This is a genomic window from Allobosea sp. P4_E12 (assembly GCF_056401655.1).
In genome coordinates, this window is record NZ_JBFUIY010000013.1 from 75,591 (window position 1) to 94,821 (window position 19,231).

Below are 19,231 nucleotides of genomic sequence, written 5' to 3' on the forward strand. Positions count from 1 at the left end.
TGTCTCGCGCCGGCGTTCTGTATCCCGGCCGGCGAGGGCGCCGGCATTGGGCCGAACTCTGCATGCGGCGAGACGCCATGACGGCCTATATAGCCCTGTTGCGCGCGGTTAATGTCGGGGGAACGGGAAAACTCCCGATGACCACTTTGAAGGCGATGTGCGAGGAAGCTGGCCTTAGCCAGGTGCGCACCTATATCGCCAGCGGCAATGTGGTGTTCACGAGCGATGCGGACGAAGCGCAGATCAAGTCGGTGCTCGAGGACAAACTCCGGACCCATGCGGGAAAGCCAGTCGGTGTGCTGGTCAGATCTGCCGCCGAGATGTCCGGGGTGCTGGCGCGCAATCCCTTTTCGGACAAGCCTGGTAACCGCACGGTGGCGATCTTCGTCGACGAGCCGCTTCCCGCTGACACCCTGGACCATGCCCGCGGTATCCGGGGTGAGCTGGTGCATCTCGCCCAGCGCGAAGTCTATATCTTTTATGGCGACGGGATGGCGGATTCACGCTTGCGCATTCCGGCCTGCGACCCCGGCACGGCGCGCAACATGAACACGGTGGCGAAGCTCGTGGAGATGACTGCACCTCTCTGATGGCCTCGCGGAGGCTGGAAAACATTCTGTGCCGTTTACACCCGCGCCTTTCGCCCCTATCTGAACAGCTCCGTCCGGCATGCCGGATCGAATCCCATCAAGGAAAGTTCTGCTGGCATCATGCGTCCTGAAGTTCAGACCCAACTTGATAACGCCAAGCAGTCGATTGGACTGCTGAGGAGGCATCTTTGACTGGGATGTCGCACAACGACGCCTCGCGGAGCTGAACGCACTTTCCGAAGGCCCCACCTTCTGGGACGATGCCGAGCAGGCACAAAAGCTCATGCGCGAGCGGACCTCGCTCGAAGACCAGATCAACGGCATCCTGAAGCTCGAGCGCGATCTCGACGATGCCCTGACGCTGATCGAGCTGGGCGAGATGGAGAGTGATGCCGCCTCCATCACGGAAGGCGAAGTCGCGATCAAGGCTGTCGAGCAGGAAGCGGCACGCCGGCAGGTCGAGACACTGCTCTCCGGAGAGGCCGACATGCTCGATACCTATGTCGAAATCCATCCTGGCGCCGGCGGTACCGAAAGCCAGGACTGGGCCGAGATGCTGCTGCGCATGTACCGGCGCTGGGGCGAGCGGCGGAAGTTCAAGGTCGAGATGCTCGACTATCAGGATGGCGATCAGGCCGGCATCAAGTCGGCGACGCTGCAGTTCAAGGGCCACAATGCCTATGGCTGGCTGAAGACCGAATCGGGCGTGCACCGGCTCGTGCGCATCTCGCCATTCGATTCGAACGCCCGCCGGCAGACCAGCTTCGCATCCGTCTGGGTCTATCCCGTCGTCGACGACCGGATCGTCATCGACGTCAAGGAATCGGATTGCCGGATTGACACCTACCGCGCCCAGGGCGCCGGCGGGCAGCACATCAACACGACCGATTCGGCGGTGCGCATCACGCATATCCCGACGGGGATTGCGGTCACCTGCCAGCAGGAGCGTTCACAGCACAAGAACCGCGCCAAGGCGTGGGACATGCTGCGCGCCCGCCTCTACGAGGTCGAGCTGAAGAAGCGCGAGGAAAAGGCGAATGCCGAGGCGGCCTCCAAGACCGATATCGGCTGGGGCCACCAGATTCGCTCCTATGTGCTGCAGCCCTATCAGCTGGTGAAGGACCTGCGCACCGGAGTGAGCTCGACGGCGCCGTCGGACGTGCTCGACGGTGATCTTGACCCGTTCATGGAGGCGTCGCTCGCGCAGCGCGTCTATGGCACCGAGGTCGAAGTCGAGGATATCGACTAGAGCAATGAGCGGGAGCATGACGGTGGAGAAACCTCGCTCCCGCCTGCGCAACGGCCTGATCAATCTTGGCGTGTCGCTGGCCAGCCTGCTGGTGTTTCTCGCGTTTTGCGAGCTTGTTCTGTTTCGCTTCGTGCTGCCGGGCAGCGACGTGCCGCGCAACGACTTCGCCAATGAACTCGTGCGCTATGCTCCGAACCAGACCGGCGTCTGGCGCGTGCGCGACGAGATCGCGGCGCCATTCTCGATCAACGCCAAGGGGTGGAATTCGCCCTTGCCGGATTATCCGGCCGAGCGCATTCCCGGGCGTCGACGGGTCGCCTTTGTCGGCGACAGCTTCGTCGAGGCCCTGCAGGTTCCGGTCGGGCGCAGCGTCGCCGACGTGATTCAGGGTGGCTTTGCCAGCGCGGGCCCCGTCGAGGTCTACCGCTACGCCATCGCCGGGGCACCCTTCAGCCAATATATCCAGATGATCGACCGTGAGGTGCTGGCGGCGAGGCCGGACCAGATCGTCGTGCTGCTGGTCCATAACGACTTCGACGAGAGCTTTGTCTTCACGCCGGGCCGGTATACGTCGAGCTTCCTGAAGCTGCGTGTCGAGGGCGGCAAGGTTCTAGGCGAGATCGCGCCTGAGCCCTGGCGTCCCCGCGCCGTGGAGTGGCTCAGGCAGACCGCGACGGCGCGCTATTTCCTCTATCGCTGGCAGGTGCGCCCGCAGGCTCTGCTGGATGCGTTCCTCGGGCCGGCCCAGGCCGAGGATACGCGCTTTGCGGCCAATATCGATGTCGCGTCGGTGCTGAGTCGCGAGGCCGATATCCGCGCCGCGACGGATTACATGATGGTCCGCCTTGCGGCGCAGGCCCGCAGTATCGGCGCCCAGTTGCTGGTGGCCATGGATGGCGATCGCAGCGCGATCTACGCCGGCCGCCCCGACAGCCCGGCGCTGAAGCTCAACCGTATCGCCGCCGAGGCCGCATCACGGGCGGGGATCGCCTTCCTCGACCTGCACCCCGTCTTCGCCGAGGACTGGGCTCGCAACCAGCGGCGATTCGAGTTCGCGGCGGATGCTCACTGGAACGAGAATGGCCACGCCGTCGCCGCTCGGGCGATCCAGGATGTCCTCACCAGGCAGTGAGCAGCCCGAGGACTTAAGCGCCAGACGGCGAATGCGCGTTGGCACGAGGCTGGTGATTTCGGCTGGGATGATGCGGAACCGCGGATCTTCCGGCGACCGGAAAGCCCAGGGAACCCTGACCGGGCCAGTGAAGGCTCTCTTCCCGCATGGGCCACAGCTCCGAGCCGCCGAAGCCGCCCGGCCGGGATGCTGGTTTGAATGCAGCGTGCTCTGAGGCCGCAGCCGCTTGCGAAGCGACCGGGCGCTCAGAAGGCGGCCATGTAGCGAATGGCTGACGCTCAAGCGCAGCGTCGCGGGTATGCAGGGCAGACGACGACCGGCGATCTGTTTCCCGTCCCCCGCCGTCGCTCCGAAACTGACGAGCTTCCCCGTCTAGTCCTTCGACGGCTGCAACGAGGACAGCAAGCCAACCAGAGCGCGGTCGTGAAGCACGACCATACGTTCCCTCGGCTTCAGCCAGATCGCGGCCTCGTCGATCGTTTCCGCGTCGACCAGCTTTGCCTGTGCGACGGCGCGCTCGGGCTCGACTTCACCGCGGCGGCGCGGATGCCCCTCGGGGAGCATCATGTCGTGCTCGGCACGCAGGCGCGGATCGGCATGCAGCGCCTTGAGGCCGTCGGCTTCGTCGAAGCCCGCCTTGGCGAATTCCTCCTGCAGCGCATTGGCACGCAGCGCGATCGCCGGCGGGTCGCCTTCCTCCGGCGTCACCAGGAGCTTGTGCCGCTTCAGCCAGAGCCCGAGCGCGAGCTGGCCCGATGCCCAGGACAGCGGAATGGCCAGCACGAGACCCACGATCGTCGGCGACATCCAAGCGAAGAGCGAGGTCGCGATCATGAAGGCCGAGATACCGGCGATGGCGCCGAGTGCGGTGTGCATTCGGTGGCGCCGGATGATGTCCTTCAACGGAATCGAGCCGTCGTCGCGGCGCTGCGGGTTCCAGCCCGTGTCGCGTCCGAGCAGGATCTGGAAGACCGAACCCGATTGGATCAGCATCATGATCGGCGCGAAGAAGGCGGAGAACAGGATCTCGAGCAGCGACGAGAGAATCAGCCGGATGGTACCGCCGCAGGCGCGCCGCAGCTTGCCGTCGAACAGGGTCAGCAGCAGCCCAAAGAGCTTTGGTGCGAGCAGGATCGCCATGGTGAGGGCGAACAGGTTCAAGGCGCGCTCGGGGTCGAAGCGCGGCCAGACCGGGAAGAGCGTGAACTCCTGGGTGAAGTATTCAGGGCGCGCGTAATTGACCTGCAGCACGATCAGGATGCCGACCACGAGCTGCATCAACCAGAACGGCGAGGCGAGATAGCCCATGATGCCGGTGGCGAAATGCTGGCGCGTCGACCAGACGAAACCCTTCGCGCCGATGATGCGCGAGTGCTGGAGATTGCCCTGCGCCCAGCGGCGGTCGCGCACTGATATGTCGATCAGGGAGGGCGGGCTCTCCTCATACGAACCCGTCAGGTCGGGAAGCATATAGACCGACCAGCCGGCGCGGCGCATCAGCGCGGCCTCGACGAAGTCATGGCTCAAGACATGTCCGCCGAAGGGCGGCTTGCCGTTCAGATCGGGCAGTCCGCAATGATCGGCGAAGGCCTTGGTGCGAATGATCGCGTTATGGCCCCAGTAATTGCCGTCGCGGCCCGACCACATGGCGAGGCCGGTCGCGATCACCGGTCCGTAGACCCGTGCCGCGAATTGCTGCAGCCGCGCGAAGAAGGTGTTGCGATTGATGATCAGCGGCAGCGACTGGATGATTCCTGCGTCGGGATCGGCCTCCATCGCGACAGCGAGGCGCACGATGCAGGTGCCGGTCATCAGGCTGTCGGCGTCGAGCACGACCATGTGCTCGTAGTCACCGCCCCAACGGGTGACGAAATCGGCGATGTTGCCGGCCTTGCGGTGATGGTTCTTCGGGCGGTGCCGGTAGTAGACGCGCGCGCCGGGGCCGAGCCGTTCACGCAGAGCGAGAAAGGCGCGCTCCTCGGCGATCCAGACATCAGGATTGGTCGTGTCCGAGACGATGAAATAGTCGAAATGCGCCCCGAGGCCCGTGGCCTCTACCGATTCCCGGATCGCGGCCAGCGCCGCGAAGGTTCGCGCGGTCGACTCGTTGTAGATCGGCATCACCACGACGGTGCGATGCTGGAGGGATTCCGCCCGTTCGGTCCGGCCGGTCCTAAACAGCAGGCCGAAGAACCCCATCAGTGCGCTGGTGAAGGCGAGTGCGATCCACGAGAAATTGACCGTGAACAGCAGCAGCAAGACGTACTGCAGGAAGGTCGTGCGGCTGACCGACACGACATGGTACATTTCCCAGGCGCCATAGGCGGTGAGCGCGAGACCGCCACCGAAGACGAAGAGGCGCTTCAGCCACGGCGTCGTCCAGGCCAATGGTGCGGCGGGCTTGCGGCGTTCCGAGGCCTTCCAGCTGCGGAAGGACTGGACCGGCATCACCAGCCGGTTCTCAGGCGGGGTCGCTGCCTCCGGACGGGGCAAGCCCGGACGGGGAGCGGTTTCGACCGCGCGCGGCGGCATCTCGGTCACCACGTCCATCGATTCAACCACGTTTCCGATACGGGCTGGCCGCCGGCTTCGAGCACAAGGCGCAGTTCGGAGAGATTCTCATTGCCAGGGTCGACCTCGAAGCGGACCCGCATCAGCTTGCGTTCCGGATAAGGCCAAAGACGCAAACCCTGGATCGCCCCGGTCGTCGCCGTGATATTGGCGCGCGTCGCGGCAACCACAGCGGGGTCCGCCAGCTTGTCACCTGTGAACTCGACCATGAACCGTCGACGCCGACCCTGCGTGCCGCGGCCTTGACGCATGCGCGTGGCCAGGGCGAGCGGTGGTCGCTCGGGTGGCTGCCAGCACCAGGCCTGGCGATAGGCGATCGTGGTTTCGCTGCCCGCGGCGATCGGCTGGCGCGGCCGCCAGTAGGAAATGATGTTGCTGTTGATGTCGGAATCGCTTGGGATCTCGATCAGCTGGACTGAACCGGCTCCCCATTCTCCAAGCGGCTCCATCCAGACGCTGGGGCGAAGCTCGAAGCGCTGGTCGTCATCCTGGAACGCTGCCGGATCGCGCTCCCGCTGGACGAGACCGAAGCCGCGCGGATTGGTGTCGACGAAAGAAGAGACCTGCAGATTGGTCGGGTTGCTGACCGGGCGGTAGATCCATTCGCCGGCGCCGGTGAGCATCTGGACACCGGAGACCTCGTGCACGGCCGGGCGGACGTCGTCGAAGGTCCGGCGGCTCTGAGGCCCCGACATGAAGGTGCCCGTGGTGCAGCCGAAGCCGACATGGTCCAACACCTGCCGCGCGAACAGGGTCATCTCGACATCGATGAATGTGACGTCGCCGGGGCGCAGAGTCATCCGGGCCGCACCTGACAGGCTCTCGGAATCGAGCAGGGCGTGAATCACGAGCATGCCCGATGCCGGATTGGGGCGCTCGATCCAGAAGGCGCGGAAGAAGGGAATCTCCTCGCCCCGCGTCTCGCCGGGACGCAGGATCAGCGCGCGCGCCAGCGCACCGAAGTTCTGGCCGCGCGCCACGGCGCGGAAGAAGGTCGCGCCCTGGAAGATCGCAACCTCGTAAGGCCGCTCGAGCCCGGCGGAGACCCGGAAGCCGGAGAACTGCAGATCGACGCCCGCCGGGGGGGGAGCAACCTTGCCGTAGTCGAACTTGCCGCGATCGAACGCAACGCGGCGCACGACATCGTCTTCGACCGTGAACAGGCTGACGGGAGCAGAAAAGACGTAGCCGCGATGCAGCGGCTCGACCGTGAAGCCGCGGTTCTCTCCAGCCCAGATCAGGCCGCCGGGTTGCGCACGAATCCCGGAGAACTGGTCGAAGGGCAGGGTGGCGTAGCCTTCGGGCAGATCATTGGTCGTCACCGGAACCATCGGGCGCCGCGACAGCATGCGGGCGGCCTCGACAACCAGTGCGGCATCGAAACGCTGACCTTCCGCGATCACCGACTGTACAGTTGCGGCCCAGCTGGCCTGAGAAAATGCAGGGCTCGTGCCCATAAGCGGCGCGGCGGCGAGGCTGTACGCCGCACCCTCCAGAAACCATCGGCGATTCAAGGATTTCGACATTATTTCCAACATACGCGGGCGGCGCAGTCGCACCCCAGCGCTTCTAGATCATTTCCCGGCTGGCTGAAAAGCGGTCGCCGCTTAAAAATTGCGTGCGGCCAGCGACTTGGGCAACGCGTTTGCGTTGCCGGCGGAAAGGTATTGCCATTGCGTCTCGCCCCTCGAATACGCCGGCCGAAGATCTCTCCGGAGGTTTTGGCAAATGCCATCAGGATCGGCTATCCACGGCGACCGCAATGCCACCATGCACCAAATCGCCCACGCGACACCGTCAGGGTCACGGGAGCGAAAGGCTAGATCCGCAGGGAAGCCGACAATCATGACCGAAATACAGCCCGGACGTACCTGCCTTGCAGTTATTCTCGCCGCGGGCGAGGGCACAAGGATGAAATCGCAGCGCCCGAAGGTGCTGCATGAGATGGCCGGCCGCTCGCTGCTCGGTCATGCGCTCGCGGCAGTTGCTGCGGCGGGGGCAGATGCGGTCGCGGTGGTGATCGGGCCGGATCGGCCGGACGTCGCAGCCGAGGTCGAGGCGCTCCTGCCGTCGGCACGCGTCTTCGTCCAGGCCGAGCGCCGCGGCACGGCGCATGCGGTGCTGGCGGCGCGTGCGGCGCTGGCCGAGGGCTATGACGATATCCTCGTCGCCTTCGCGGATACGCCGCTGGTTCGGCCCGAGACCTTCCTGTCGCTGCGGGCTGGGCTCGCCGATGGTGCGCCGGTTGTGGCGCTGGGATTCGAGGCTGCCGACCCGACTGGCTACGGGCGGTTTGTGATGCGCGACGGCGTGCTGGAAGCGATCGTCGAGCACAAGGATGCGAGCGCGGCCGAGCGGACGATCCGGTTCTGCAATGCCGGGCTGATGGCCTTGGACGGTCGGCACGCACTTGCCATTCTCGATTCAATCGGCAGCTCGAACGCCCAGAACGAATTCTATTTGACCGACGCCCCGGCGCTCGCTCGCGCCAAAGGCTTGAAGGTGGTCGCGCTGAGCGCCCCCGAAAGCGAAGTGCAGGGCGTCAATGACCGCGCCCAACTCGCTGCTGCGGAAGCAGAGTTCCAGCGCCGCAAGCGCCTGGCGGTAATGAAGGAGGGTGCGACGCTGATTGCGCCCGAGACCGTGTTCTTCAGCTACGACACGACAATCGGCAGCGATGTCCTGATCGAACCCAATGTCGTTTTTGGCCCCGGCGTCAGCGTTGCCGATGGCGCGGTGATTCATGCCTTCTCGCATCTGGAGGGCGCCGAGGTTGGCCCGCAGGCGAGTGTCGGGCCTTATGGCCGGCTGCGCCCCGGCGCGAAGCTGGCGCGCAAGGCCAAGGTCGGGAACTTCGTGGAGATCAAGGCGGCGGATATCGGGGAAGGAGCCAAGGTCAGCCATCTCACCTATATCGGGGATGCGAGCGTCGGCGCCGAGGCCAATATCGGTGCCGGTACGATCACCTGTAATTATGACGGATTCTTCAAATACAAGACGACCATCGGTGCCGGCGCCTTTGTCGGTTCGAACTCGTCGCTGGTTGCCCCGGTGACGATCGGCGATGGGGCTTATGTCGGCTCCGGTTCGGTCATCACCTCCGATGTTCCGCCTGACGGGCTGGCGATCGCTCGCGGCAGGCAAGTCGGGCGGGACGGTTGGGCGAAGGTGTTCCGAGATAGGGCAAAGGTCAGGAAGCTGAGCGCGGCCAAGAATACGGATTGAATCGACGCCGAAACCGCCTGTTCACAGTCTGACATTCAACGTGATTGGGTGTTTTTGGCGTTCGCAGCTACACGGGCCGGCAACGGCAACACTCAAAGAGGTCGGGCATGTGTGGCATTGTGGGGATCCTGGGCAAGGAAGCCGTAGCCATTCAGGTGGTCGAGGCGCTGCGGCGGCTCGAATATCGGGGTTATGATTCCGCCGGCGTCGCGACGCTGGAGAAGGGTCTGCTCACGCGCCGCCGTGCCGAGGGCAAGCTCAGGAACCTCGAGATCCGCCTGTCGAACGAGCCGCTCGATGGGATGATCGGCATCGGCCATACGCGCTGGGCGACGCATGGCAAGCCAAACGAGACCAATGCTCACCCGCATGCGACCGAGAAGCTCGCGGTCGTGCATAACGGCATCATCGAGAACTTCCGCGAGCTGCGCGCCGAGCTCGAAGCTGCGGGCCGCGTCTTCGAGACCGAGACCGATACCGAGATCGTCGCCCATCTCGTCACCAGCGAGATGGAGCGGGGCAAGAATCCGGTTGCGGCGGTTGCAGCCAGCCTGCCACGCCTGCGCGGTGCCTTTGCCCTCGCATTCCTGTTCCAGGGCGAGGAAGACCTGTTGATCGGCGCTCGCAAGGGCTCGCCGCTCGCGGTCGGCGTCGGCGATGGCGAGATGTATCTCGGCTCTGACGCGTTGGCGTTGGCCCCTTTCACCAATCTCATCGCCTATCTGGAAGAAGGCGATTGGGTCGTGCTCCATCGCAAAGGCGCGACCTTCTACGACGTCACGGGCGCGCAGGTGGAGCGTCGCGCGCAGCGGGTCGCCGCCGGCACCTTCCTGGTCGAGAAGGGCAACTACCATCATTTCATGGCCAAGGAGATCCACGAGCAGCCGGAGGTCGTCGGCCATACGCTGACGAAGTATCTGGACATGGCTGCGGGAACCGTGCGCCTGCCCTTCGATGCCCCCTTTGACTGGAAGGCGCTGTCGCGGCTGTCCATCTCGGCCTGCGGAACCGCCTATTATGCGGGACTGACGGCGAAGTACTGGTTCGAGAAGCTGGCGCGGTTGCCCGTCGAGATCGATGTCGCCTCCGAGTTCCGCTATCGCGAGGCGCCGCTGCCCAAGGACGGTCTCGCGCTCTTCGTTTCGCAATCGGGTGAAACCGCCGATACGCTTGCCTGCCTGCGCTACGCCCGTCAGGAAGGGCAGCACGTCCTTGCCGTCGTGAACGTGCCGACCTCGACAATCGCGCGAGAGAGCGATGTCGTGGCGCCGACCCTGGCCGGGCCGGAGATCGGCGTGGCTTCGACCAAGGCCTTTACCTGCCAGTTGACCGCGCTCGCGAGCCTGGCCCTTGCGGCGGCTCGCGCCCGCGGCACGCTTTCGGAGGCGGAAGAGGCCCGATATGTCCGCGAGCTGATCGCGCTGCCGGGATTGATGGCGCAGGCATTGACGCTGGAACCCGAGATCGAGAAGCTCGCCCGAAAGCTGTCGAAGGCACGCGACGTGCTCTATCTCGGCCGGGGCACGAGCTTCCCGATGGCGCTCGAAGGCGCTCTGAAGCTCAAGGAAATCAGCTATATACACGCCGAAGGTTATCCGGCAGGTGAGCTGAAGCATGGTCCTATCGCACTGATCGACGAGGACATGCCGGTCATCGTCATCGCACCGCATGATACGCTGTTCGAGAAGACCGCCTCCAACATGCAGGAGGTCGCGGCACGTGGCGGCCGGATCATCCTGATCACCGACGCCAAGGGCGCTGCCGAATGTGGCATCGAGCCCGAGGTGACGATCGTGATGCCGGATATGGACCCGCTCTTCGCACCGATCGTCTATGCAGTCCCGATCCAGATGATCGCCTATCAAACGGCCGTCTTCATGGGCAAGGACGTCGACCAGCCGCGCAACCTGGCAAAATCCGTCACTGTCGAGTGATCAATCCTCGGTCGAGTGATCAATCCTGGCGGGTCGGCTCCGGCCGGCTCGCGACATAGCTTCCGGCGGCGAGCAGGCTGGCGCCGCTGGCCCAGAGCGCGACAGGCGGAGCGTCGCTCAGCGCCACCAGTCCGAAGCTGAACAGCATGGAGCCGCAGGCGATCCATTTCGCCCGACGGTCGATCGCGCCGGTTGCGCGCCAGCGACGGACGTGCGGACCCAGCCTGGGATGGCCAAGCAGCCAGGCCTCGAAGCGAGGCGAAGACCGCGAAAAGCACCAGGCCGCGAGAATCAGGAAGACTGTTCCCGGCATCAGCGGCAGCACGAGGCCGATAACCCCGATTCCCGTGAACACCCAACCAGCGGCGAACATCAGCGGCCTGTACCAGCGGCGGAGTTGCCGGGGTGTTTCGGTCACGAAATCCATCCGCATTCGCGTCGGCACGTGAGACGGGGCTGGTCAGCAGCACCGGCTCGGCTATCCTGCTCATATCGCGATGCAGCGCCGCCGAGGCAAGCACGCCCTGTGGAGATCGGATTCCCGGACCGCCATGACGTTAGACGGCCCTCCTGATCCCAGCCACATGCTTCAGCCGGATTTGCTGCGGCCGACTGCGGGCACGCGGCTACGCCGCTATTTCCTGACCGGGCTCGTGATCGCGGGGCCGCTGGCGATCACCGCTTCGGTGACCTGGTGGTTCATCAACCTGATCGACGGGGTGGTGAAGCCGCTGATCCCCAACAATTATCTGCCCGAGACCTATCTGCCTTATCCGATCCCCGGCTTCGGGCTGGTGATCGGATTGATCGGCTTGACGCTGCTCGGCTTCCTGACGGCCAACCTGGTCGGGCGTACCCTGCTCGATGCTGGGGAGGCGATCCTGCACCGGATGCCGGTGATCCGCGGCCTCTACAAGGGCGTGAAGCAGGTTTTCGAGACGATATTCTCGCAATCGGGCACATCGTTCCGCAAGGTCGGCATGGTGCAGTTCCCGCAGCCGGGCATGTGGTCCATCGTTTTCATCTCTCAGGAGGCGGCGCCCGAGATCAGCTCACGGCTGCCGGATGGCAGCGAACAGATCGGCGTCTTCCTGCCCTGCACGCCGAACCCGACCACGGGTTTCTTCTTCTACCTGCCGCGTCGCGAGGTGGTGGAGCTTTCAATCTCCGTGGAGGACGGCGCCAAGCTCATCATGTCCGCCGGGCTGATCCAGCCGGGGGAGAATGGCTCGAAGGCGCCACCAGGCAACGGCAAGTCCCAGAACTGATCTGCGGACTTGCCGTCCTTTTTGGTCCGGGAGGTCGTCAGGCCTTCAACGGAACCCAGATTTCGACGGTTCCGGTACCGCTTTGCGGATCGAAGCGCTCGTCATAGCGCTCGAAGCTCGGCCCTTCCGAGGCTTTCCAGCCCTTCTTCGGCAGCCAGTCGCGCCAGATTGCGTCGAATGTGCCCTTGATGCCCGAGATATGGCCGTGATGCAGGAACACGACATAGTTCTGCTCGGGAATGCGGATGCGGTCGAATTCGGGTGGCAGGTCGGAAAAGGATTTCACCTCGACGCCAGCGAGATAGTCGAAGCTGCCCTCGTCGTCGGCGTTGTAGCAGACCCCGTAGCCGATGCCCCCGATCTGGCCCGGGACATGGCCGAAATGCGGGGTGAGCTTCTGCCAGAGCGACGGAATGCCGGCAGTGGTCTCATAGGTGTAGCGGCTGCCGAACCCGGCAACGAGCATGCTCTTGCCGGTCAGTGAGCGGGGTTCTTCCAGGATAACGGTTGGGCTTGCGTCCATGACGATGGGCTCCACGAGCTTGAGCGCCGAGAGGTCGCGCCGCTCGCGCAGTTCTTCGGGCGTGAGGCCGAATTGCTCGCGAAAGGCGCGGGTGAAGGCCTCGTGAGAGCCGTACCCCCAGTCCAGCGCGACGGAGAGGATGTCCGGCGCGCCATTCGCCAGTCTCCGGGCGGCTTCGGTCAGCCGGCGTTCGCGCACATAGCGCATCACCGAGCGGCCGGTCGCGTTGCCGAAGGCGCGGCAGAGATGGAAGCGCGAGACGCCGCTGACCGAGGCGATCTCGTCGAGCGAGATCCCGGAGGCGAAGCGGCTCTCGACGCACCACACGGCTTTGCTGATTGGGTCCATTGTGGTTCTCACGAAGGCACACCCGGACGATGCCGATCCCGCGCTACGGCCGCTTGATCGGGATTGATCTCCCGCAGGATCTCCAGCGCTAAAGCATCGGCCCGAAAAGTGGATTGCGGTTTTCGGGAAAGCCGATGCAATCACAGATGGCTAGATCGTCGGACCGGATACGATATCCGGTCCGACGATCTAGCCGGCGCGCAAAAGCTTGATCGCGACGTCCCTCTCGAACAAATAGAGCAGCGTCCTGACGGCTTCGCCGCGTTCGCCGGCGAGGTGCGGGTCGCGCTCTATCAGGAGCCGCGCATCATCGCGAGCGGCGGCCAGCAGATCGCCATCGATTTCGGGGCGGGCAACGCGCCAGTCGGGGGATCCGGACTGGCGCGTGCCGAGCACCTCGCCTTCGCCACGCAGGCGCAGATCTTCCTCGGCAATCCGAAAGCCGTCCTCGGTCTCGCGCATGATGGTCAATCGCGCTTCCGCGACCGGACCCAACGGCCCCTTATAGAGCAGGAGGCAGGTCGATGCGGCCGAGCCGCGCCCGATCCGCCCGCGTAGCTGGTGGAGCTGGGCCAAGCCAAAGCGCTCGGCATGCTCGATCACCATGACGCTGGCATTGGGCACGTCGACCCCGACCTCGATGACGGTGGTCGACACCAGGATGCGCGTCTCGCCGGCAACGAAGGCCGCCATCGCAGCGTCCTTGTCGCGCCCGGGCATCTGGCCATGCAGCAGCCCGACCCTGGCGCCGAAGTGCCCCCCCAGTTCCTCGAAGCGCTCCTGCGCGGCGGCGACATCGAGCGTGTCCGATTCCTGAACGAGCGGGCAGACCCAATAGACCTGCGCGCCGGCCTCCACCGCGCGGCCGACTGCGCCAACGACCTCGTCATAGCGTTCGAGCGAGATCGCGCGTGTCGAGATCGGTTTGCGGCCGGCCGGCTTCTCGGCGAGCACCGAGACATCCATGTCTCCGAACCAGGTCAGCGCCAAGGTGCGCGGGATCGGCGTTGCCGTCATGACCAGCACGTCGACGGCCTCGCCCTTCGAGCCCAGCATCAGGCGCTGATGGACGCCGAAACGGTGCTGTTCGTCGACCACCGCCAGCGCGAGATCGTGGAAGACGACGCCTTCCTGGAACAGCGCATGGGTGCCGACCACGATGGCGATCTCGCCGCTCGCCAACCGCTCGAGCACCTGGCGTCGGCCGGCGCCTTTCTCGCGGCCGGTCAGCAGGGCGAGCTTGAGCCCGGCCGTTTCTGCCAGCGGCGCCAGCCGTTCGGCATGCTGGCGCGCCAGGATTTCGGTTGGCGCCATCAACACCGATTGCCGGCCGGCTTCGGCGGCTGCGACCATCGCCATCAGGGCGACAACGGTCTTTCCCGAGCCGACATCGCCCTGCAGCAGACGCAGCATGCGCTCGGGCTTCTCCATGTCCGAATGGATATCGGCCACGGCCTGGCGCTGGCCATCGGTGAGCGAAAAKGGCAGGGCTGCTTCGATCGCCTTGAGCATGCGGCCGTCACCGGCGGTGACGCGCCCGGCTGCCTTCTTCTGCTGCCGGCGCACCAGGGCAAGCGCGATCTGGCTCGCCAGCAATTCGTCATAGGCAACGCGCCTGCGTGCGATCGTGTCACCCTCGACGGCGCGCAGGTCCGGCGGGTGGTGTAGGGCACGGATGGCCTCGGCGAAGGAGGCGAAGCCGGCCTTCTGCAGAAAGCTGCGGTCCTGCCATTCGGCGAGCTCCGGACATTTTTCCGCCGCTGCTGCCACGATGCGTGTCATGACGCGGGGCCCGATGCCTTCGGTCAGGCCGTAGACCGGCTCGATCGACGGCAGGCTGGCGAAGGCCCGGGCATCCATGATGCGGTCGGGGTGGACCATTTGGCGCATACCGTCCCAGAGCTCGAGCTTGCCCGAGATGATGCGGAACTCGCCGACCGGCAACGTCTGCTGGAGATGGCGGACATCGGCATGGAAGAAGACCAGGGTCACGTCCCCGGTCTCGTCCTCGACGATGACGCGATAGGGAGCTTTGGCCTTGCCGGGCGGGGCCGGGCGATGCTCGGTGACACGGGCCGAAAAGGTCGCGACATCGCCGACCGGAGCGTCGGCGATGCTGGCGCTGGGGCGACGATCGATCGCGCCCGTGGGAAGGTGGAAGAGCAGGTCGACGACCCGCGCTGGCTGCGTCTCGTCGCCGAGCAGCTTGTCCAGAAGCTTGCCGAGCTTGGGGCCGACGCCGGGCAATATCGTCGCGGGAGCAAAGAGCGGATCAAGCAGGGAAGGACGCATCTGCCTCGGGTGGGAACCGGAATTGCGGGAAACGCGGCGGTTCGGCCACTGACTCGCCCCGACGCCATCGCTATATAGCCTGCATCGGCAGGTTCCGCGACGGGGCCGGCCCGTTCCGCCATTTGCATTTCATGCGAGGCTTACGATGAGTGGCTCTTCCCGCACCAGTGCCGATCTCGATCCGCGCCGCCGCAAGATCCTGTTCCGTGCCTGGCATCGCGGCATGCGGGAGACGGACCTGATCATGGGCCGCTTCGCCGACGCCGAGATCGGCACGTTGAGCGATGCCGAACTCGACGAGTTCGAGCAACTGATCGAGGTTCTCGACCGAGACCTGCTGTCCTGGATCACAGGAGAGGCCGAGGTGCCGGTGAACTACGATACGGCCGTGTTCCGACGGCTGAAGGCGTTCCACAACCACAGCAAGCCGATTCACGTCTGAGCACGCAGCGACAATCCGATATGAGCATTCCGCCCCCCGCCCAGCTCGCCAAGCTGCAGATCGACCGCATCCTCGACGCGCTGAAGCGGGGCGACAAGCCGACGCTCGCCAGCGTGCCGGACGGGTTCGACGCCGTCGTCCTTGCCGATCTCGTCCGGACCCGGGCGAAGAAGGTGGAAGGCGCGGCAATGCTCGTCTTCGTCGCGCGTGACGGGCAGCGGCTGCAGGTTCTGGAAAATGCGCTCCAGTTCGTGGCGCCCGATCTGGAGGTGATGAGCTTCCCGGCCTGGGACTGCCAGCCCTATGACCGCGTCTCGCCGGCTCCTGCCATCGGGGCCCATCGCATGACGACGTTGTCGCGACTGGCCAAGACCAAGTCAGGCGACAAGCCGCGTCTGCTGCTGACGACGGTCAACGCCGCGCTGCAGCGCGTGCCGGCCTTCAGCAAGGTGGCCTCGGAGAGCTTTTCGGCTGCGCCAGGCAACATGGTCGACACAGAGCAACTCGCACGCTGGCTCGACATGAACGGCTACCTGCGGACCTCGACGGTGCGCGAGACCGGCGAGTTCGCGGTGCGCGGTGGCATCGTCGATCTCTTTCCGCCCGGCATGCCTGCGCCGATCCGCCTCGACTTCTTCGGCGACGCGTTGGAATCGATCCGGACCTTCGACCCCGAGACGCAGCGCACCACGGGCCAGTTGCGCGGACTCGATCTCGTGCCGATGTCCGAGGCGCAGATGACGAGCGAGAGCATCAAGCGCTTTCGCCAGTCCTATATCACGAGCTTCGGCACGCCCGGCCGTGACGACATGCTCTACGAGGCGGTCAGCGAAGGCCGGCGGCCTGCGGGGCTCGAGCATTGGCTGCCCTTGCTGGCCGACCGGCTCGACACGCTCTTCACCTATCTGCCGGATGTGCCGCTGGTTCTCGACGCGCAGGCCGAGGATGCGGTCGGCGAGCGCATCAGCCTGATCAAGGACTACTACGATGCGCGCAAGGCCGCGCTCGACCAGGGCGGCACGGGAGGGACGCCCTACAAGCCGTTGCCACCCGATGCGCTCTACCTGTCCCCGGCCGAATGGCGCGGCGTGATCGACAATGCCGGCGTCGCGTCGCTGACGCCGTTCCAGCTGCCCGATAGCGACGGCAAGCTGATCGTCGATCTCGGCGCCCGCCAGGGTCGAAGCTTTGCGGCCGAGCGCGCCGACAATGCCGGCAGCGTCTTCGATGCGGCGGTCGCCCATGTGAAAGCGCTGCAGGCCGATGGCCGGCGCGTCATCCTTGCGGCATGGTCGGAGGGCTCCCGCGAACGCCTGGCCCATGTGCTGGCCGATCATGGCCTCAAGACCGTACAGACCACGGGGTCCCTGCGCGCGGCCTTCGATCTGAAGCCCGGCATCACGGCACTCGCGGTCTGGGGCTTCGAGACCGGCTTCGAGGCCGGCAAGCTTGCGGTCATCGGCGAGCAGGACATCCTGGGCGACCGCCTCGTGCGCCCGCGCCGCAAGACGCGCCGGCCGCAGGATTTCATCGCCGAGCTGTCATCGCTCGCGCCCGGCGACCTTGTCGTCCATGTCGATCACGGCATTGGCCGCTTCATTGGATTGCAGAGCATCACGGCGGCCGGAGCGCCGCATGATTGTCTCGAAATCCACTATGCGGGCGATGCCAAGCTGTTCCTGCCGGTCGAGAATATCGAGCTGCTCTCGCGCTATGGCTCGGAGGACACCGAGGTTCCTCTTGACCGGCTTGGCGGCGGTGGCTGGCAGGCGCGCAAGGCCAAGCTGAAGCAGCGCATCCGCGAGATGGCGGGCAAGCTGATCCAGATCGCTGCCGCCCGCGCGCTGAAGGAGGCGCCGCGCCTCGTTCCGCCGGACGGGCTCTATGATGAATTCCGGGCTCGCTTCCCGTTCGAGGAAACGGAAGACCAGCAGAACACGATCGATGCGGTACTGGACGATCTCGCGGCCGGTCGGCCGATGGACCGCCTGGTCTGCGGCGATGTCGGCTTCGGCAAGACCGAGGTGGCGCTGCGTGCCGCCTTCACGACGGCGCTGGCCGGCAAGCAGGTCGCGGTCGTGGTGCCGACGACATTGCTCGCCCGCCAGCATTACCGGAATTTCGCCGAGCGCTTTGCGGGGTTGCCGGTGAAGGTCGGCCAGGCCTCGCGCTTCGTCTCGGCTCAGGATCTCAAGGCGGTCAAGCAGGGCATCGCCGACGGCACCATGGACATCGTCGTCGGTACCCATGCCCTGCTCGGCAAGGGCGTCGAGTTCAAGGATCTCGGCCTCGTCATCGTCGACGAGGAGCAGCATTTTGGCGTCAACCACAAGGAGCGGCTGAAGGAGTTCCGCGCCGAGGTGCATATGCTGACGCTGTCGGCCACGCCGATACCGCGTACGCTCCAACTCGCCATGACGGGTGTGCGCGAGCTCTCGATCATTGCGACCCCGCCGGTCGACCGGTTGGCCGTGCGGACTTTCGTCACGCCGTTCGATCCGCTGATCGTGCGCGAGGCGTTGCTGCGCGAGCGCTATCGTGGTGGCCGCAGCTTCTATGTCGTGCCGCGCATCGAGGACATCGCCGAGGTCAAGGACTTCCTCGACAAGCAGGTACCCGAGGCCAAGGTCGGCATTGCCCATGGCCAGATGGCGGCGGGCCAGCTCGAGGACGTGATGACGGCCTTCTACGAGGGCCAGTACGACGTTCTGCTCTCGACCACGATCGTCGAGTCCGGGCTCGATATCCCGACGGCTAACACCCTGATCGTGCATCGCGCCGACATGTTCGGCCTCGCCCAGCTCTATCAGCTGCGCGGGCGCGTCGGCCGCTCGAAGATCCGCGCCTACGCGCTCTTCACCATGCCGGCCAATCGCAAGCTGACCGAGCAGGCCGAGCGCCGGCTGAAGGTTCTGCAATCGCTCGACACGTTGGGTGCGGGGTTCCAGCTCGCCAGCCACGATCTCGACATCCGTGGCGCCGGCAACCTGCTCGGCGACGAGCAATCCGGGCACATCAAGGAGGTCGGCTACGAACTCTACCAGCAGATGCTCGAGGAGGCGGTGGCGCAGCTCAAGGCCGGCATCGACATCGTTGCCGAAAGCCAATGGTCGCCAAGTATCCAGATCGGCGCGCCGGTGATGATCCCCGAGCACTATGTCACCGACCTGACGCTGCGCCTGACCCTCTACAAGCGGCTCTCGACGCTCGACGAGGATGGCGAGATCCAATCCTTCGGTGCCGAGCTGGTCGACCGTTTCGGGCCGCTGCCGGAAGAAGTGCAGCAACTTCTGGAGATCGTGGCGATCAAGGCGCTCTGCCGCCGGGCCAATGTCGAGAAGGTCGAGGCCGGACCGAAGGGCATCATCGTTGCTTTCCGCGACAACGAGTTCGCCAATCCCGAGGGGCTGGTCGGCTATGTCGCGAAGCAGGGAACGCTGGCCAAGGTCCGTCCCGACATGCGCGTCGTCTTCATCGACGACTTCGAGACGGCGGAGCAGCGGCTCAAGGGCACGCGCCGGTTGCTGACCGATCTGGCGCGCATCGCCGAGCGAAAGAAGGCGGCGTGAGCATCAGCACGAGACGCTGGCCTTAGCCTCGTCTGTCATGGGAGGGGCGCGGCGGCGAAGCAATCCCGGCCTCTGCCTGAGGGGATTG

Annotated in this window: 13 protein-coding genes; 8 read left to right on the forward strand and 5 right to left on the reverse strand. The window is 65.3% G+C overall.

Going from position 1 to position 19,231, the window contains the following annotated elements; genetic code table 11:
* Positions 1–77: 77 nt before the first annotated feature.
* The 3 genes from AC1DW9_RS17990 (at position 78) to AC1DW9_RS18000 (ending at position 2,971) form a co-directional block, all read left to right on the forward strand.
* Positions 78–590 carry a DUF1697 domain-containing protein gene (locus AC1DW9_RS17990; protein ID WP_441489996.1) on the forward strand — a complete coding sequence of 171 codons (513 nt, stop codon included), beginning with the start codon at positions 78–80 and terminating at the stop codon, positions 588–590.
* Between the two features lie 120 nt (positions 591–710).
* Positions 711–1,839 (forward strand): peptide chain release factor 2 gene (gene prfB / locus AC1DW9_RS17995; RefSeq protein WP_441489997.1). Its coding sequence is split into 2 segments (ribosomal slippage): positions 711–779 and positions 781–1,839, totalling 1,128 coding nucleotides; the frame shifts between segments, so codons are not numbered across the junction.
* A 16-nt stretch (positions 1,840–1,855) separates the two neighbouring features.
* Positions 1,856–2,971 carry an SGNH/GDSL hydrolase family protein gene (locus AC1DW9_RS18000; RefSeq protein WP_476775433.1) on the forward strand — a complete coding sequence of 372 codons (1,116 nt, stop codon included), beginning with the start codon at positions 1,856–1,858 and terminating at the stop codon, positions 2,969–2,971.
* Between the two features lie 372 nt (positions 2,972–3,343).
* Here AC1DW9_RS18000 and mdoH read toward each other — a convergent pair whose 3' ends face one another.
* Both mdoH and AC1DW9_RS18010 read right to left on the reverse strand, forming a co-directional pair.
* On the reverse strand, positions 3,344–5,503 hold the full coding sequence (gene mdoH / locus AC1DW9_RS18005) for a glucans biosynthesis glucosyltransferase MdoH (protein ID WP_441505597.1): 2,160 nt from the start codon (positions 5,501–5,503) through the stop codon (positions 3,344–3,346).
* Between the two features lie 5 nt (positions 5,504–5,508).
* Positions 5,509–6,945, reverse strand: coding sequence for an OpgD/OpgG family glucan biosynthesis protein (locus tag AC1DW9_RS18010; protein ID WP_441489999.1), 1,437 nt, complete (start codon positions 6,943–6,945; stop codon positions 5,509–5,511).
* A 442-nt stretch (positions 6,946–7,387) separates the two neighbouring features.
* Here AC1DW9_RS18010 and glmU point away from each other — a divergent pair, with 442 nt between their 5' ends.
* Complete coding sequence (gene glmU / locus AC1DW9_RS18015) at positions 7,388–8,767, forward strand: bifunctional UDP-N-acetylglucosamine diphosphorylase/glucosamine-1-phosphate N-acetyltransferase GlmU (protein ID WP_441490000.1); 1,380 nt, start codon at positions 7,388–7,390, stop codon at positions 8,765–8,767.
* A 107-nt stretch (positions 8,768–8,874) separates the two neighbouring features.
* Entirely contained in the window at positions 8,875–10,701 is a 1,827-nt protein-coding gene (gene glmS, locus AC1DW9_RS18020) for a glutamine--fructose-6-phosphate transaminase (isomerizing) (RefSeq protein ID WP_441490001.1), read from the forward strand.
* Positions 10,702–10,720: 19 nt separating this feature from the next.
* On the opposite strand, the gene AC1DW9_RS18025 is transcribed toward glmS, so the two are convergent.
* Entirely contained in the window at positions 10,721–11,119 is a 399-nt protein-coding gene (locus tag AC1DW9_RS18025; RefSeq protein ID WP_441490002.1) for a YbaN family protein, read from the reverse strand.
* A 166-nt stretch (positions 11,120–11,285) separates the two neighbouring features.
* Between AC1DW9_RS18025 and AC1DW9_RS18030 the strand changes: the two genes are divergently transcribed.
* Entirely contained in the window at positions 11,286–11,969 is a 684-nt protein-coding gene (locus AC1DW9_RS18030; RefSeq protein ID WP_441490003.1) for a DUF502 domain-containing protein, read from the forward strand.
* Positions 11,970–12,006: 37 nt separating this feature from the next.
* On the opposite strand, the gene AC1DW9_RS18035 is transcribed toward AC1DW9_RS18030, so the two are convergent.
* Together AC1DW9_RS18035 and recG are read right to left on the reverse strand one after the other, a co-directional pair.
* The gene (locus AC1DW9_RS18035; protein ID WP_441505392.1) at positions 12,007–12,840 is read right to left on the reverse strand and encodes an AraC family transcriptional regulator; all 834 of its coding nucleotides are present in this window, start codon (positions 12,838–12,840) and stop codon (positions 12,007–12,009) included.
* Positions 12,841–13,029: 189 nt separating this feature from the next.
* Positions 13,030–15,132: an ATP-dependent DNA helicase RecG gene (recG, locus tag AC1DW9_RS18040; protein WP_441505393.1), complete on the reverse strand. Its 2,103-nt coding sequence runs from the start codon at positions 15,130–15,132 to the stop codon at positions 13,030–13,032.
* A gap of 145 nt (positions 15,133–15,277) precedes the next feature.
* Between recG and AC1DW9_RS18045 the strand changes: the two genes are divergently transcribed.
* Both AC1DW9_RS18045 and mfd read left to right on the forward strand, forming a co-directional pair.
* Positions 15,278–15,574: an FAD assembly factor SdhE gene (locus tag AC1DW9_RS18045; RefSeq protein ID WP_441490006.1), complete on the forward strand. Its 297-nt coding sequence runs from the start codon at positions 15,278–15,280 to the stop codon at positions 15,572–15,574.
* A gap of 20 nt (positions 15,575–15,594) precedes the next feature.
* On the forward strand, positions 15,595–19,143 hold the full coding sequence (gene mfd / locus AC1DW9_RS18050) for a transcription-repair coupling factor (protein WP_476855144.1): 3,549 nt from the start codon (positions 15,595–15,597) through the stop codon (positions 19,141–19,143).
* Positions 19,144–19,231 lie beyond the last annotated feature (88 nt).